The organism is Rhizobium sp. AN6A (assembly GCF_900215635.1).
Taxonomy (GTDB): domain Bacteria; phylum Pseudomonadota; class Alphaproteobacteria; order Rhizobiales; family Rhizobiaceae; genus Agrobacterium; species Agrobacterium tumefaciens.
This window is the reverse complement of record NZ_OCNC01000004.1, coordinates 1,012,090-1,024,712: the sequence shown is the minus strand read 5'-3', so window position 1 is coordinate 1,024,712 and position 12,623 is coordinate 1,012,090. Positions and strand designations below refer to the sequence as shown.

The window sequence follows — 12,623 nt, the reverse complement described above, 5'->3', positions numbered from 1 at the left end:
TCTTGTGCGGACGGGACAATGGAAGTCAACACAGCTTCCGGCGTGGTCGTTTTTGTCTGCCGAAGCTGTCGCGACGACACCGATCCCAATGCGGAGCCCCGCCCCGGCACCATCCTTGCGGAAGCTGCCATCGCAAAAGCGCGTGACTCCGACATCGATGTTCGCTCCGTCAATTGTCTTGCCAATTGCAAACGCGGCCTCAGTGCCGTGTTGCGCGGTGCCGATGGCTGGTCCTATGTATTCGGCGGGCTGACGCCCAACGATGCGGAAGACCTGCTCACGGGCGCGCAAATGCTGGCCGCCTCCTCAGATGGCCTGATGCCCTGGCGCGGCCGCCCCGACACACTGAAGCGCGGCATGGTGGCGCGCATTCCCCCATTCGATTTTACCGAGGAGAGATCATGAGCACCCTTCTGGACCGCGTTCCCTGCACCATCGTCACCGGCTTTCTGGGGGCTGGAAAAACCACGCTGCTGCGCGGTCTTCTCGAAAAGCTTGATGGCAAGCGGCTTGCCATCATCGTCAACGAATTCGGTGATATCGGCATCGATGGCGATATCCTCAAGGGATGCGGCATTGAGAGCTGCCCGGAGGAAAACATCGTTGAGCTGGCCAATGGCTGCATCTGCTGCACGGTGGCGGATGATTTCCAGCCAGCAATCGAACAGATTCTGAGCCGCCAGCCGAAGGTGGAGCATATCCTCATCGAGACCTCCGGCCTTGCCCTGCCCAAGCCACTGGTGCAGGCATTTCAATGGCCGGCCATCAAGAGCCGCGTGACGGTTGACGCTGTTGTGGCTGTCGTGGATGGCGCTGCCCTTGCCGAGGGGCAGGTGGCGCATGACATGGAAGCACTTGCCGCCCAGCGCGCAAATGACGAAGCGCTCGATCACGACGATCCGGTCGAAGAGGTTTTCGAGGATCAGATCGCCTGTGCCGATCTTATCGTGCTGACCAAGGCGGATCTGCTCGATAGTGCCGGTCTGGAAAAGGCGAAAGCTCATATTCTCGAACATTTGCCGCGGGCCGCAAAGATCGTCGTCGCCTCGAATGGCGCCATCGATCCGGCCGTGCTGATCGGCCTCGGTCTTGCGGTTGAAGAGGATATCGAAAATCGTCGCACCCATCACGATGGTGAACTCGACCACGAACATGACGATTTCGACAGCTTCGTCATCGATCTGCCGGCCGTGACCGATCCGGAAGCGCTGGCGGCTCGTATCGCCGAGACGGCGGCTGCGGAAAATGTTCTGCGCATCAAAGGTTTCGTCGAAGTATCCACCAAGCCGATGCGCCTGCAGGTGCAGGCAGTCGGTAGCCGCGTCAACCATTATTACGACCGCCCTTGGGCGGCCGGTGAAGAACGCCGCAGCCGCCTCGTCGTCATAGGCGAAAAGGGCCTCAACCGCGAAAAGATCGAACAGATGCTGGCCGCCTGATAGAGATGCACATTCTCGCCACCACATCATCGTCTCTGGACGACCTGATCGAGCCGGTTGATCTCAACCAGCCGAGATCGGATGTGGTGATGCTGTCTTTTTCGGCAAGCGATCTTGCCGGGCTGGAACAGGCATGGCGGCAGGCAGGGGGCGCGCTTCCGTCCCTGTCTGCCGCCAACCTCTCCGAGCTTCGGCATCCGATGTCGGTCGATCTGTGGATCGAAAAGACGGTCGAACATGCCCGTGTGATCCTTATCCGGATTCTCGGTGGCGCGGAGCGCTGGCGCTACGGCGTCGATCAGCTCAGCACGATGGCTCGGCGACGCGGCATAAAACTTATGCTCCTGCCGGGTGAATGCAGTGAGAGAGACGAAAAGCTCGAAGCGGCCTCGACCGTTGATCGCCAGACGTTGGCGTCGGTCCTCGCCTTCTTCCGCGAGGGCGGGCGGGAAAATATGGACCGGCTTGTCACTGGTCTTGCTGCCCTTGCAAATGGTGACGCATGGCCAGATATAGAGGCTCAACCGCTGCCGAAAGCCGGCTTTTACCGGCCCGGTAAAGGCGTCGTGGATCAGGCGGAAGCCTGCGCCGGTTTTCCCGCCGGTGCAGCTGTGCTTCCCATTCTCTTTTACCGCTCCATGCTTCTTGCGGCCGATGCGGCGCCCGTGGATGCGCTTTTTAACGCGCTCTCTCAGCGTGGTTTTGCGCCATTGCCGATTTTCGTCAGCGGCCTCAAGGATGGGGAGGCGATCCGCTTTCTCGAAACCGTACTGCCCAAACTCCAGCCCGCCGCCATAGTTGCCGCCACGGCTTTTGCCAGTCAGATGGACGACAGCGGTAAAACCCTGTTTGACCGCCTCGGCGTGCCGGTGTTTCAGGTGGTTATGGCGACGACGCGACGGGACGGCTGGGCGGAAAATGCGCGCGGTCTCAACCCTTCCGATCTTGCCATGCATGTGGTCCTGCCGGAACTCGATGGCCGGATTCTTGCTGGCGCGATCTCATTCAAGCAGGTGCGGGCTGATGGCGGTATCAGCCTCATCAATGTAGCGGAGGCTGATCGCGTCGAGCAGGTGGCAAACCGCATCGCTGCCTTTCTGCGGTCGAAACACTCCACGCCACAGGAACGGCGGATCGTCATTCTGATGCCGGACTATCCCGGTGCTGCGCCGGGGCGCACGGGTTATGCCGTTGGTCTCGATGTGCCGCAAAGCGTGCTTGAAATGCTGCGCGATCTGGCTGCGGCAGGATATGTGGTTTCGGATATTCCCGAAACGGCACGGGCTTTGCTGGATCGTGTCGAGCAGCAGGAAGCGGCTATCGAACTTTCAGCCTATCGTGATTTTCTTTTGGGTTTGCCTGAAGGGGTTGCCGCCTCCGTGGATGGCACGTGGGGTTCGGCCGAACAGGACGACGCATTAGCCGACGGCGCATTCCGTTTTCGCGTCGCCCGTTTCGGCCAGATATTCGTGGCCCTGGCACCGGATCGTGGGCGAAATGAGGATCGGCGGGTGGATTACCATGACCCTGCCCTGCCGCCACGCCATGCGTTGGTCGCTTTCGGCGCCTGGATGCAGCGTGTCGCAGAGGCGCATGCCATTGTGCATGTCGGCGCGCATGGCACGCTGGAATGGCTGCCCGGCAAGACAGTGGCACTTTCTCGCGATTGTTTTCCTGAAATCGTCACCGGGTCTTTGCCGGTGGTCTATCCGTTCATCGTTTCCAATCCGGGCGAAGCGGCGGTTGCCAAACGGCGGATCGCTGCCGTCACGATCGGCCATGTTCCGCCTGTGTTGGTAGATGCCGGGCTTTCGCCGGAACAATCGGCTCTGGAACAGCTCGTCGATGAATATGCGCAGGCGGATGGGCTGGATCGCCGCCGTCGTGACCGGCTGGCGAAACTGATTGTTGAAAAGGCGCAGGAAACCGGGCTCGCGGCGGATGCGGGCGTGGGGGCTAAGGACGATGCCGATGCGGCGCTTTCGCGCATCGACGCCTTCCTCTGCGACCTTAAGGACTTCGCCATCAAGGATGGCCAGCATGTTTTCGGCCGCTACCCTGAGGGCGAGATCGATCCTCTGAGGCTGGAAAGTGCAAGGGCGGAAAAAGCAGCGCTGCTTGCCGCGCTTGATGGCCGCCATATTGTCCCCGGCCCTTCCGGCGCGCCCGCGCGCGGACGGCTCGACGTGCTGCCGACGGGCCGCAATCTTTATGCCGCCGATCCTCGCACCATGCCGACGCCGACGGCTTTTGAACTGGGCCGCATGGCGGGTGAAGAGGTGCTTCGGCACCATCTGCAGTCCCATGGCGACTGGCCGAAGCATCTGGTTTTCGATCTCTGGGGCAGCGCCAGCCTGCGCAACGGCGGCGAAGATGTGGCGCAGGCGCTGCATCTGATGGGGGCGAGACCGATCCATGACCTGGCGACGGGTCGCGTCACCGGTATCGAGGTTTTGCCGCCGGCGAGTATCGGGCGGCCGCGTGTCGACGTGACATTCCGGATTTCCGGCCTGTTCCGCGACATGTTTCCGGCGTTGATCGCTCTTCTGGACGCTGCCGCCAAGGCCGTCGCGCGGCGGGAGGAAGCGCCGGGTGACAATCCGCTGGCGGAAGAGGCGGCTGTGCTCGGGCACATACCGGCACGCATCTTCGGCTCGGCACCCGGCACCTATGGTGCAGGCACAGAGGAGAAACTCGCCAGCGGAAAATGGGAAGAACGCGAGGAACTGGGCCAGGCCTATCTGGATGCGGCTAGCCATGCCTTTGGCGGTGCTGATGGGCTTGAGATTTTCGAGGATGCCGGTTTTGTCGAGCTGGTGCGCCGGGCCGATCTTCTCATTCACACCGGCGACGATCCGGGCCGCGATCTTCTCGATGGCTCGTCAGATGTAGCCTTCATCGGTGGTTTTTCCGCCGCAAAAGCAGTCCTTGGCGGCGTTGCCGATATCGTGGCGCTGGATACGACCGATCCCGCGCGTCCGCGCGCGCGGTCCATTTCGCAGGCACTGACACGGGTGGTTCGGGCCCGTGCCGTCAATCCGCGCTTTATTGCCGGGCAGATGCGGCACGGTCCTCGCGGGGCGGCGGAATTTGCCGAGACGGTTGACCGGCTGATCGGCTTTGCCGAAACCACCCACGCCGTTTCCTCCTCGCTGATCGAGGCGCTTTATGACGCCTATTTCGGCAATGAGGATGTTCGCGATTTCATCCTGCGGGAAAATCCGAAAGCGGCGGAGGTCATGGCGACGCGCTTTTTATCCGCCCGTCGTCGCGGCCTGTGGCACAGCCGCCGCAATGCGGTGGATGCGGAACTTGAAATGCTGATCCTGCCCCGTTCTGAAAGGATTGGAGCATGAGGACGGCCGTTTCCGATCCCGTCCAGCCGTTTGGCCGCCGTGGCACGTGTCCGGCCTTATCGACCCCGATGCTGACCGGTGACGGCTACCTGTCGCGGATCGCATTCGAGGCAGACATTACGCCTCGCGATATGATCGCGCTTTGCGATCTTGCTGAGCGGCACGGCAACGGGGTGATCGACATCACTGCACGCGGCAGCCTCCAGTTCCGCGGCCTGACGCCGGAGAGCGCCTGCGATCTGGAGAATGATGTTCTAGCGCTCACTTTGCCGCTTCGCGACGGACTGGCAGTCGAGACCTCACCTCTTGCAGGCCGGGATGATCAGGAAATCGCCGATGGCAGTGCTATTGCGGATGAGATTCGCAGAGAAGCTGCCGCGCTGGCGCTGCATGACAACCTCGCCGCCAAAATGTCCGTCATCATCGATGGGGGCGGCCGTCTCCTAATGGGAGATTTGCTTGCCGATATCCGTCTGAAGGCGGTGCGGCTCGATCATCGAGTTTTCTGGCAATTGCTTGTCGGAGGCCCGGAGAGCAAGGCGCTACGCGCGGGATTTGTTGAAGCCGACAAGGCGGCGGATGTTGTCCTGTTGCTGCTCGTTCATCTGGCCGGCAAAGGACCGCTTGCCCGTGGCCGTGATCTGGATTTGCGGACGGTAAAGGCGATTTGCGGAGACCGCCTGGTAGATAGCGAGAGTGAAGGCGAGACGCCTGCGCCTTCTTCGCCCTTGGGACTCATGCCGGCCGGGAACCGCACTTTTGCTGCCGGTATCACGCCTGCTTTCGCGCAAGTTCGTGCTTCCGATCTGTCGCGGCTCTGCGGACCGGCGCGCGTACTTAGTATCGAAAAATTGCGGCCGTCGCTCAATCATAGCCTGCTATTTTTCGGGTCGCGGGATGCTTGTGTTGCGTTGATGCAGACTGCGGACAGTGCCGGTTTCATCACAACGGCAGGTGATGCGCGGTCTTCCATCGCCGTGTGTCCCGGCGCGCCGGGGTGCGCTTCGGCTTTCTTTCCTACGCATGATCTGGCCGCCTTTGCGTCGCGGGAATTAGCTTCCCTGCTCGATGGCTCCTTTACACTGCATATCTCAGGCTGCGGAAAGGGTTGCGCGCATCCCGCCCCGTCGCTTCTGGCCTTTTCCGGCACCGCCGATGGTCTGGCCTTTTCGTTTTCGGGCCGCGCCTGCGACCCGCAGGACGGTATTTTACCTTTCGAGCAACAGAGGACGGCGCTTTCGCGACTTGCCCGCCTTTACGAAAAAGAACATAAGCCCGGGGAAAACGCTGCCGACCTGCTTACCCGTCTGGGTAAGGAGGCAATCGTTGCCGCGCTTCGACAGGATGACCGATGACCGACCATGACTATATTCGCGACGGCAATGCGATTTACGAGCGCTCCTTCGCCATCATTCGCGAGGAAGCGGATTTGTCCGCCTTTACCGAAGATCAGGCGGATATCGCCATTCGCATGATTCATGCCTGCGGGCAGGTGGAAGCGGCCAGCCATTTCCGTTTTTCTCCGGATTTCGTTGTCGCTGCACGTGGTGCTTTGCTGGCGGGCAAGCCCGTTCTGTGCGATGCGGAAATGGTCGCCCACGGCGTGACCCGCGCCCGCCTTCCGGCCAACAATGACGTGATCTGCACCCTTCGCGATCCGCGCACCCCTGAGCTTGCGAAAAAGATCGGTAATACCCGTTCCGCCGCAGCGCTCGATCTCTGGGCGGAGAAGCTGGACGGCGCTCTTGTTGCCATTGGTAACGCGCCGACAGCGCTGTTCTATCTTCTGGAGATGCTTGAAAAAGGCACTGCACGTCCAGCTGCCATTATCGGCATGCCGGTCGGTTTTGTCGGTGCGGCGGAATCAAAGGATGCGCTGGAGGCTAGTTTGCTCGGCATTCCCTATGCCATCGTCAAGGGACGCATGGGTGGATCGGCCATGACGGCCGCCGCTGTGAACGCCGTTGCGAGGGCAGGTCTGTGAGCGTGGCTCTTTTCGAAAATTCCAAGGGTAAACTTGTGGGCGTCGGCACCGGCCCCGGCGATCCAGAGCTTCTGACGCTGAAAGCCGTGCGTGCCATCGAAAATGCCGATGTCCTCGCCTTCTTCTGCAAGAGGGGCAGTAGCGGCAACGGTCGCGGTATCGTTGAGGCCTTCATCCGTCCGGGCACACTGGAAATGCCGCTGGTCTATCCGGTAACCGTCGAGAGCGATAAAAACGGCGAGGATTATCGCGGTGCGATCGCCGCATTTTTCGATCAGTCGGCAATGGATATTGCCGCTCATCTCGATGCCGGGCGGAATGTCGCCGTGCTGTCGGAAGGCGATCCGCTGTTCTACGGCTCCTATATGCATCTTCATCTGCGGCTTGCGCCTTCCTATGAGGCGGAGGTCGTTGCCGGCATTACCGCCATGTCCGGATGCTGGTCGATGGCCGGTCTACCGCTGGTGCAGGGTGACGATATCTTGAGCGTGCTTCCCGGCACGCTGGCAGAAGATGTTCTGACAGAGCGTCTGTCCGGCACGGATGGCGCCGTGATCATGAAGGTCGGGCGCAACCTGCCGAAGATCCGCCGGGCGCTGGAAAAGGCTGGCAAGCTCAATGAAGCGCTTTATGTTGAGCGCGGCACCATGGCGAACAGCCATGCGGTGCCGCTGATCGAGCGGGACGCATCGCCCGCCCCCTATTTTTCGCTGGTTCTGGTGCCGGGCTGGAAAACCAGACCCGCTGGCGGTGAAGCGTCATGACCGGCAGGCTGGTCGTTGTCGGCCTCGGCCCTGGCAGTTCTGCGCAGGTGACACCGGAGGCGCTCGCCGCCGTTGAGGCGTCGGAGGATTTCTTCGGTTACATTCCCTATCTCGATCGGCTGTCGCTCAGACCCGACCAACGTCGCCATGCCTCTGACAATCGTGAGGAAATCTCCCGTGCCGAACAGGCGCTGCGGCTCGCAGCCGGGGGCGGCAAGGTCTGTGTGGTTTCGGGCGGCGATCCCGGCGTTTTTGCCATGGCGGCGGCGGTTTGCGAGGCGATTGAAAATGGCCCGCGCGAATGGCGCGAAATAGACTTTTCGGTCGTGCCGGGCGTGACGGCCATGCTTGCGGTTGCCGCAAGAGCCGGCGCGCCGCTCGGGCATGACTTCTGCGCTATCTCGCTGTCGGACAATTTGAAGCCCTGGGGCATTATCGAAAAGCGGCTGATCGCGGCTGCGGAAGCCGGATTCGTGATGGCTTTCTATAATCCCGTCAGCAAGGCGCGCCCGCACCAGCTTGGCACCGCCTTCGATCTTTTGCGCGCACATTTGCCCGGCTCGGTGCCGGTGATCTTTGGCCGTGCGGCAGGCCGTGCGGATGAGCGCATCCGGGTCGTGCCTTTGTCGGAAGCATCGAGCGACATGGCGGATATGGCCACCTGCATCATCGTCGGTTCGGTGGAAACCCGTCTGATCGAGCGTTCGGACAAAGATCCGCTGGTTTACTCGCCGCGTTTTTCGAGAAGAGAGAGCTGATGGCGGATGGCGGTGAGCGCAGTCGCTATATCCGGCACGTTCGCGCCATTGAGGATTGCGGCGTTCAGCTGTGGTGGCCGCTCGATCATGATAACCGGCAGGCCAAGCCGCCTCGACGCTTCGATCTTGCTGTAGCTGGCGCTTCCACCGGAATTCTTGGAAACCAACGTCTCTATCCCGTTTTCTTCAAGCATTCGGATCTCTTCATCCAGCGCAAAGGGTCCGCGCGCGGTAATATAGCGAGCATCCGGCACCTTCAGCGGCGGCTCCACCGGATCGACGCTGCGGATGAGATAGCTGTGTTGGGGTGCGGCCTCGAAAGGAAGAAGTTCCTGCCGGCCGAGCGCCAGAAACACCCGCTTGCCTTCATCGCCGAGCGCGATAACAACCTGTTCGACGGTATCGACACTCTGCCACCTGTCGCCCGGCTGGTGCTGCCAGGCGGGACGCGAAAGTGCTACGAGCGGAACCTTGGCAAGTCTCGCCGCCTCTACGGCATTGGCGGAAATCCTCGCCGCATAGGGATGGGTGGCGTCGACCAGAATATCGAAATTCCCGGCGCGAATGAAATCCGCCAAACCCGCAGCACCGCCAAACCCGCCACTGCGCATCGGCACGGGCTGTTCCACTGGCGAAAGCGTACGCCCGGCCATGGAGAGCAGGATTCGGTAGCCGGAGTCCATCGCCAGCTTTCCGGCCAGAATGCGGGCATCCGCCGTGCCGCCAAGGATGAGTATGGAGCGTGTCATGACGTCTGAATATTCCGGAACGGGCAACGCTTCCACTCAAAAGAAGGCCTCCACTGAAAAGAAAGGCAAGCCGTGGCTTTCCATCGTCGGCATTGGCGAAGATGGGCTGGATGGGCTCGGTCGGAATGCCGTGGCGGCGATAGAGGCGGCCGAGATTGTTTTCGGCGGCAAACGCCATCTGGAACTGGCGGCTGCAGCCATTCGTAGTGAAGCGCGCCCTTGGCCGGTGCCGTTCGATGCGGAGATGAGCGATGTCGTGGCGTTGCGCGGTAGACGGGTCTGCGTGCTCGCCTCCGGCGATCCGTTCTTTTATGGCGCCGGCGTCACACTTCTGCGGCGGATACCGTCGGAGGAGACAGTCTGCTATCCCTCACCTTCTGCCTTTTCTCTGGCCGCGGCGCGGCTTGGCTGGGCCTTGCAATCGATCGAATACGTGTCGTTGCACGGGCGTTCCATTGATCTGTTGCGACCGCATCTGCATCCCGGAGCGAGGATCATCGCGCTTACTTCGGATGAGCGCGCGCCCGCCCTGATCGCGGAATTGCTGTCTCAATCCGGTTTCGGCCAGTCGGAATTTGTCCTGCTCGAAGCTTTGGGCGGAAAGCGGGAGAGGCGGCGGCAAATCAGGGCGGTCGATTTTACCTTTGACGACATCGATCCTTTGAACGTCGTGGCTATCGATGTCGTTGCTGCTGAGGGCGCACGCGTCCTGCCTTTTGTGCAGGGGCTGGATGACAACCTGTTCGAACATGACGGGCAGATCACCAAGCGTGAAATCCGTGCCGTGACGCTTTCATCGCTGGCTCCGCGCCGGGGCGAGCTGCTGTGGGATATCGGTGCCGGTTCGGGTTCGATTGGTATTGAATGGATGCTGTCGCACCCCTCGCTCCGTGCCATCGCCATAGAGCAGCACGCGGAAAGAGCCGAACGTATCGCCCGCAATGCCGAGGCATTTGGCGTTCCGGGGCTTGAAGTCATGATCGGTGCAGCACCTGCGGCTTTTGAAGGCCTGCCTCAACCGAATGCGATCTTCATTGGTGGTGGCGGCAGCGAAACGGGCGTGTTTGAGGCTGCTATGGAGGCCTTGAAGCCAGGCGGGCGGCTGGTTGCCAATGCGGTGACGCTTGAAATGGAAGCGGTGCTGCTTGCGGCCCATGCCAGGTTCGGCGGTTCGATGATCCGTGTCGATGTCTCGCGCGTTGTTGCTGTCGGCTCCATGTCGGGCTGGCGTCCGGCCATGCCGGTGACGCAATGGAGCTGGATTAAGCCATGGTGACCGTGGCCGGTATCGGTTGCCGCAAGGGCACGGGTTCAGATGCAATTATTGCAGCCGTGCACGCTGCCGAGCTTGCTTTTGGCATGACCGTTGAATGCTTGGCGACTGCGCCGCTCAAGGCAAAAGAAGCTGGTCTTGCGGAAGCGGCGAAACGTCTGGCGCTGCCGCTTGAAATCGTATCGAAGGAACAGCTCGAGGCGGCTGCTTCGAAAACAATGACATTTTCACAGGCAAGCCTTGATCATGCCGGGACGCCCAGCGTCAGTGAAGCGGCGGCACTTGCTGCCGTCGGAGAAAATGCGCGGCTGGTCGCGGCGCGTCTCGTGGTTGGCGATGTGACGGTAGCCATCGCCACGACGAGCGACGCGCGAAATGACCGCGCCATCGAACACGGAGAACAAAAATGACGGTTCATTTCATCGGCGCCGGTCCGGGTGCCGCCGATCTCATCACGGTGCGCGGGCGCGATCTTATCACTGCCTGCCCGGTCTGCCTTTATGCGGGCTCGCTGGTGCCGAAGGCGCTGATCGAGTATTGCCCGACGGATGCACGCATTGTCGATACGGCAGCATTGTCGCTTGATGAGATCGAGGCGGAGTTCGTTGCGGCGGCAAAGGCCGGCAAGGATGTGGCACGGCTGCATTCCGGTGATCTGTCCGTCTGGAGCGCCATGGGTGAACAGATCCGCCGGCTGGAACGGCTGGGTCTCGATTATACCGTGACTCCAGGTGTGCCCTCTTTCGCTGCTGCCGCTGCCACCCTGCAGCGGGAATTGACTGTGCCGGAAGTGGCGCAAAGCCTTGTTCTGACCCGTATTTCGGGCCGCGCTTCGAAAATGCCCGAGGGCGAGACGCTGAAAGCCTTCGGTGTGACAGGGGCGACACTTGCCATCCATCTCGCCATCCATGCCATCGGCAAGGTGGTGGAAGAACTGACGCCGCTTTATGGTTCCGATTGCCCGGTCGCCATCGTTGTCCGCGCCTCCTGGCCGGATGAGCGGGTCGTTCGCGGCACGTTGTTCGACATCGAAGGAAAACTGGCAGCCGAACCGGTGGAGCGGACGGCGCTGATCTTCGTCGGGCATGGGCTTGCCTCGACGGATTTTCGCGAGAGCGCACTTTATAGTACCGTTTATGTCCGGCGGTTCCGCTCCCCGAAGGAAGATGCGAAGGGCTGATGCGACGGCGTGGAGGCGGTGCGTCCCTTGAGCGTGCCCTGACGATCGAACACCAGAATATCAAGTTCGATGCCGGGCACCTTCAAAGCGGCAGCCGCTGTTACCCAGGCATTTTCCGCAACGATCGCACCGAGGTCTATCCCCGCGCGTTCGGCCAGCTCAAAGGCGTGCGCAACCATGTTGGCCTGACGAATGGCGAGGGCAAGATTTTCATCTCCGCCAGCGTCGGTTGCGAGTACCGCCAGCGCATCAAGATCGGCCAGGCCTTTCTTGGAATGCACGTCCAGCATGCCCTGGGCGAGCTTCGTCATCTTGGCGACGCCGCCGGCAATTGTTACCCGTTCGACGGGGTGGCTGCGCAGATATTTCAGCATGCCACCGATAAAATCGCCCATATCGATCAGCGCGGTCTCTGGCAGGCCGTAAACTGCCTGCCCCGCCTTTTCGGAGGTGTTGCCGGTCGCGCCGAGCAGGTGGGTGCAGCCGGTGGCGCGCGCCACATCGATGCCGCGCCAGATGGAGTGGATCCATGCCGAGCAGGAAAACGGGATGACGATGCCGGTGGTGCCAAGGATGGAAATGCCGCCGACAATACCGAGCCTGCCATTCAGGGTCTTTTCCGCGATTTTCTCGCCGTCGCGAACGGAAATCTCGACTTCGAAATCTGCGCCGTCTCCGGCTACTTCGCGAATGGCGGTTTCGATCATCTTGCGCGGTACGGGGTTGATCGCGGGTTCGCCCGGCGGCAGGGGCAATCCAGGCCGGGTGATGGTGCCGACGCCTTTTCCGGCCTTGAAGGTTATGCCGCTGCCGGGCTTTCCCCGTCGCACGGTGCTTTCGATCAGCGCACCATGGGTCACGTCGGGATCGTCGCCAGCATCCTTGACGACGCCTGCCCTTGCGAAGTTTTCACCTTTTTCCTCAGTGGCGAGAGAAAATGCCGGCCTCGCGCCGCTTGGAAGTTCGACTTCGACAGGGTAAGGAAACTCGCCGGTCAGAAGGGCAGCGCAGGCCGCCTTCGTGGCGGCTGCCGCGCAAGTGCCCGTGGTCCAGCCGCGGCGAAGGGTCTTTCCATCCGTTTCCATATGAATTCCTATAGCCGGGACGGCTATTTCCGTCA

General features: G+C 61.4%; 12 protein-coding genes. 10 read left to right on the top strand and 2 right to left on the bottom strand.

The genetic code is table 11. The annotated features are described in order from the left end of the window. Positions 1 to 18: 18 nt before the first annotated feature. Genes CRO62_RS17505 through CRO62_RS17475 form a run of 7 tightly spaced genes read left to right on the top strand, consistent with a single transcriptional unit; the run spans position 19 to position 8,301 of the window. Positions 19 to 405: a DUF1636 family protein gene (locus CRO62_RS17505; protein ID WP_179784559.1), complete on the top strand. Its 387-nt coding sequence runs from the start codon at positions 19 to 21 to the stop codon at positions 403 to 405. Next, on the top strand, positions 402 to 1,439 hold the full coding sequence (cobW, locus tag CRO62_RS17500) for a cobalamin biosynthesis protein CobW (protein ID WP_097101016.1): 1,038 nt from the start codon (positions 402 to 404) through the stop codon (positions 1,437 to 1,439). The genes CRO62_RS17505 and cobW overlap by 4 nt, the downstream gene beginning before the upstream one ends. A gap of 5 nt (positions 1,440 to 1,444) precedes the next feature. Then, a complete protein-coding gene (gene cobN, locus CRO62_RS17495; RefSeq protein WP_097101015.1) occupies positions 1,445 to 4,795 on the top strand; it encodes a cobaltochelatase subunit CobN in 3,351 nt (1,116 codons plus the stop codon). After that, positions 4,792 to 6,150, top strand: coding sequence for a precorrin-3B synthase (gene cobG, locus CRO62_RS17490; RefSeq protein WP_097101014.1), 1,359 nt, complete (start codon positions 4,792 to 4,794; stop codon positions 6,148 to 6,150). The genes cobN and cobG overlap by 4 nt, the downstream gene beginning before the upstream one ends. Continuing rightward, positions 6,147 to 6,779 carry a precorrin-8X methylmutase gene (locus CRO62_RS17485; protein WP_097101013.1) on the top strand — a complete coding sequence of 211 codons (633 nt, stop codon included), beginning with the start codon at positions 6,147 to 6,149 and terminating at the stop codon, positions 6,777 to 6,779. Before cobG ends, CRO62_RS17485 begins: the two co-directional genes overlap by 4 nt. After that, complete coding sequence (locus CRO62_RS17480) at positions 6,776 to 7,543, top strand: precorrin-2 C(20)-methyltransferase (protein ID WP_097101012.1); 768 nt, start codon at positions 6,776 to 6,778, stop codon at positions 7,541 to 7,543. The genes CRO62_RS17485 and CRO62_RS17480 overlap by 4 nt, the downstream gene beginning before the upstream one ends. Next, positions 7,540 to 8,301, top strand: a complete 762-nt coding sequence (locus CRO62_RS17475) for a precorrin-3B C(17)-methyltransferase (RefSeq protein WP_097101011.1) — start codon at positions 7,540 to 7,542, stop codon at positions 8,299 to 8,301. The genes CRO62_RS17480 and CRO62_RS17475 overlap by 4 nt, the downstream gene beginning before the upstream one ends. Here the strand turns inward: CRO62_RS17475 and CRO62_RS17470 are convergent. Continuing rightward, on the bottom strand, positions 8,268 to 9,050 hold the full coding sequence (locus CRO62_RS17470) for a cobalt-precorrin-6A reductase (protein WP_097101010.1): 783 nt from the start codon (positions 9,048 to 9,050) through the stop codon (positions 8,268 to 8,270). The two genes, CRO62_RS17475 and CRO62_RS17470, sit on opposite strands and share 34 nt — an antisense overlap. On the opposite strand from CRO62_RS17470, the gene cbiE reads away from it, so the two are divergent. The 3 genes from cbiE to cobM are packed head-to-tail and all read left to right on the top strand — an operon-like array spanning position 9,049 to position 11,503. Further along, positions 9,049 to 10,326 carry a precorrin-6y C5,15-methyltransferase (decarboxylating) subunit CbiE gene (gene cbiE / locus CRO62_RS17465; protein WP_097101009.1) on the top strand — a complete coding sequence of 426 codons (1,278 nt, stop codon included), beginning with the start codon at positions 9,049 to 9,051 and terminating at the stop codon, positions 10,324 to 10,326. The genes CRO62_RS17470 and cbiE overlap by 2 nt on opposite strands. Next, on the top strand, positions 10,320 to 10,733 hold the full coding sequence (locus CRO62_RS17460; protein WP_097101008.1) for a cobalamin biosynthesis protein: 414 nt from the start codon (positions 10,320 to 10,322) through the stop codon (positions 10,731 to 10,733). Before cbiE ends, CRO62_RS17460 begins: the two co-directional genes overlap by 7 nt. Then, positions 10,730 to 11,503 (top strand): precorrin-4 C(11)-methyltransferase, encoded by a 774-nt coding sequence (cobM, locus tag CRO62_RS17455; RefSeq protein ID WP_097101007.1) that lies wholly within the window; start codon positions 10,730 to 10,732, stop codon positions 11,501 to 11,503. Before CRO62_RS17460 ends, cobM begins: the two co-directional genes overlap by 4 nt. Here the strand turns inward: cobM and CRO62_RS17450 are convergent. Beyond that, on the bottom strand, positions 11,458 to 12,588 hold the full coding sequence (locus CRO62_RS17450; RefSeq protein ID WP_179784558.1) for a cobalt-precorrin-5B (C(1))-methyltransferase: 1,131 nt from the start codon (positions 12,586 to 12,588) through the stop codon (positions 11,458 to 11,460). The genes cobM and CRO62_RS17450 overlap by 46 nt on opposite strands. Between the last annotated feature and the right edge of the window lie 35 nt (positions 12,589 to 12,623).

Coding starts and splice junctions, on each gene's coding strand:
- cbiE (WP_097101009.1), top strand. CDS start 9,049: ATGACGTCTGAATATTCCGGAACGGGCAACGCTTCCACTCAAAAGAAG.
- cobW (WP_097101016.1), top strand. CDS start 402: ATGAGCACCCTTCTGGACCGCGTTCCCTGCACCATCGTCACCGGCTTT.
- CRO62_RS17470 (WP_097101010.1), bottom strand. CDS start 9,050: ATGACACGCTCCATACTCATCCTTGGCGGCACGGCGGATGCCCGCATT.
- CRO62_RS17505 (WP_179784559.1), top strand. CDS start 19: ATGGAAGTCAACACAGCTTCCGGCGTGGTCGTTTTTGTCTGCCGAAGC.
- CRO62_RS17485 (WP_097101013.1), top strand. CDS start 6,147: ATGACCGACCATGACTATATTCGCGACGGCAATGCGATTTACGAGCGC.
- CRO62_RS17460 (WP_097101008.1), top strand. CDS start 10,320: ATGGTGACCGTGGCCGGTATCGGTTGCCGCAAGGGCACGGGTTCAGAT.
- cobG (WP_097101014.1), top strand. CDS start 4,792: ATGAGGACGGCCGTTTCCGATCCCGTCCAGCCGTTTGGCCGCCGTGGC.
- cobN (WP_097101015.1), top strand. CDS start 1,445: ATGCACATTCTCGCCACCACATCATCGTCTCTGGACGACCTGATCGAG.
- CRO62_RS17475 (WP_097101011.1), top strand. CDS start 7,540: ATGACCGGCAGGCTGGTCGTTGTCGGCCTCGGCCCTGGCAGTTCTGCG.
- CRO62_RS17450 (WP_179784558.1), bottom strand. CDS start 12,588: ATGGAAACGGATGGAAAGACCCTTCGCCGCGGCTGGACCACGGGCACT.
- cobM (WP_097101007.1), top strand. CDS start 10,730: ATGACGGTTCATTTCATCGGCGCCGGTCCGGGTGCCGCCGATCTCATC.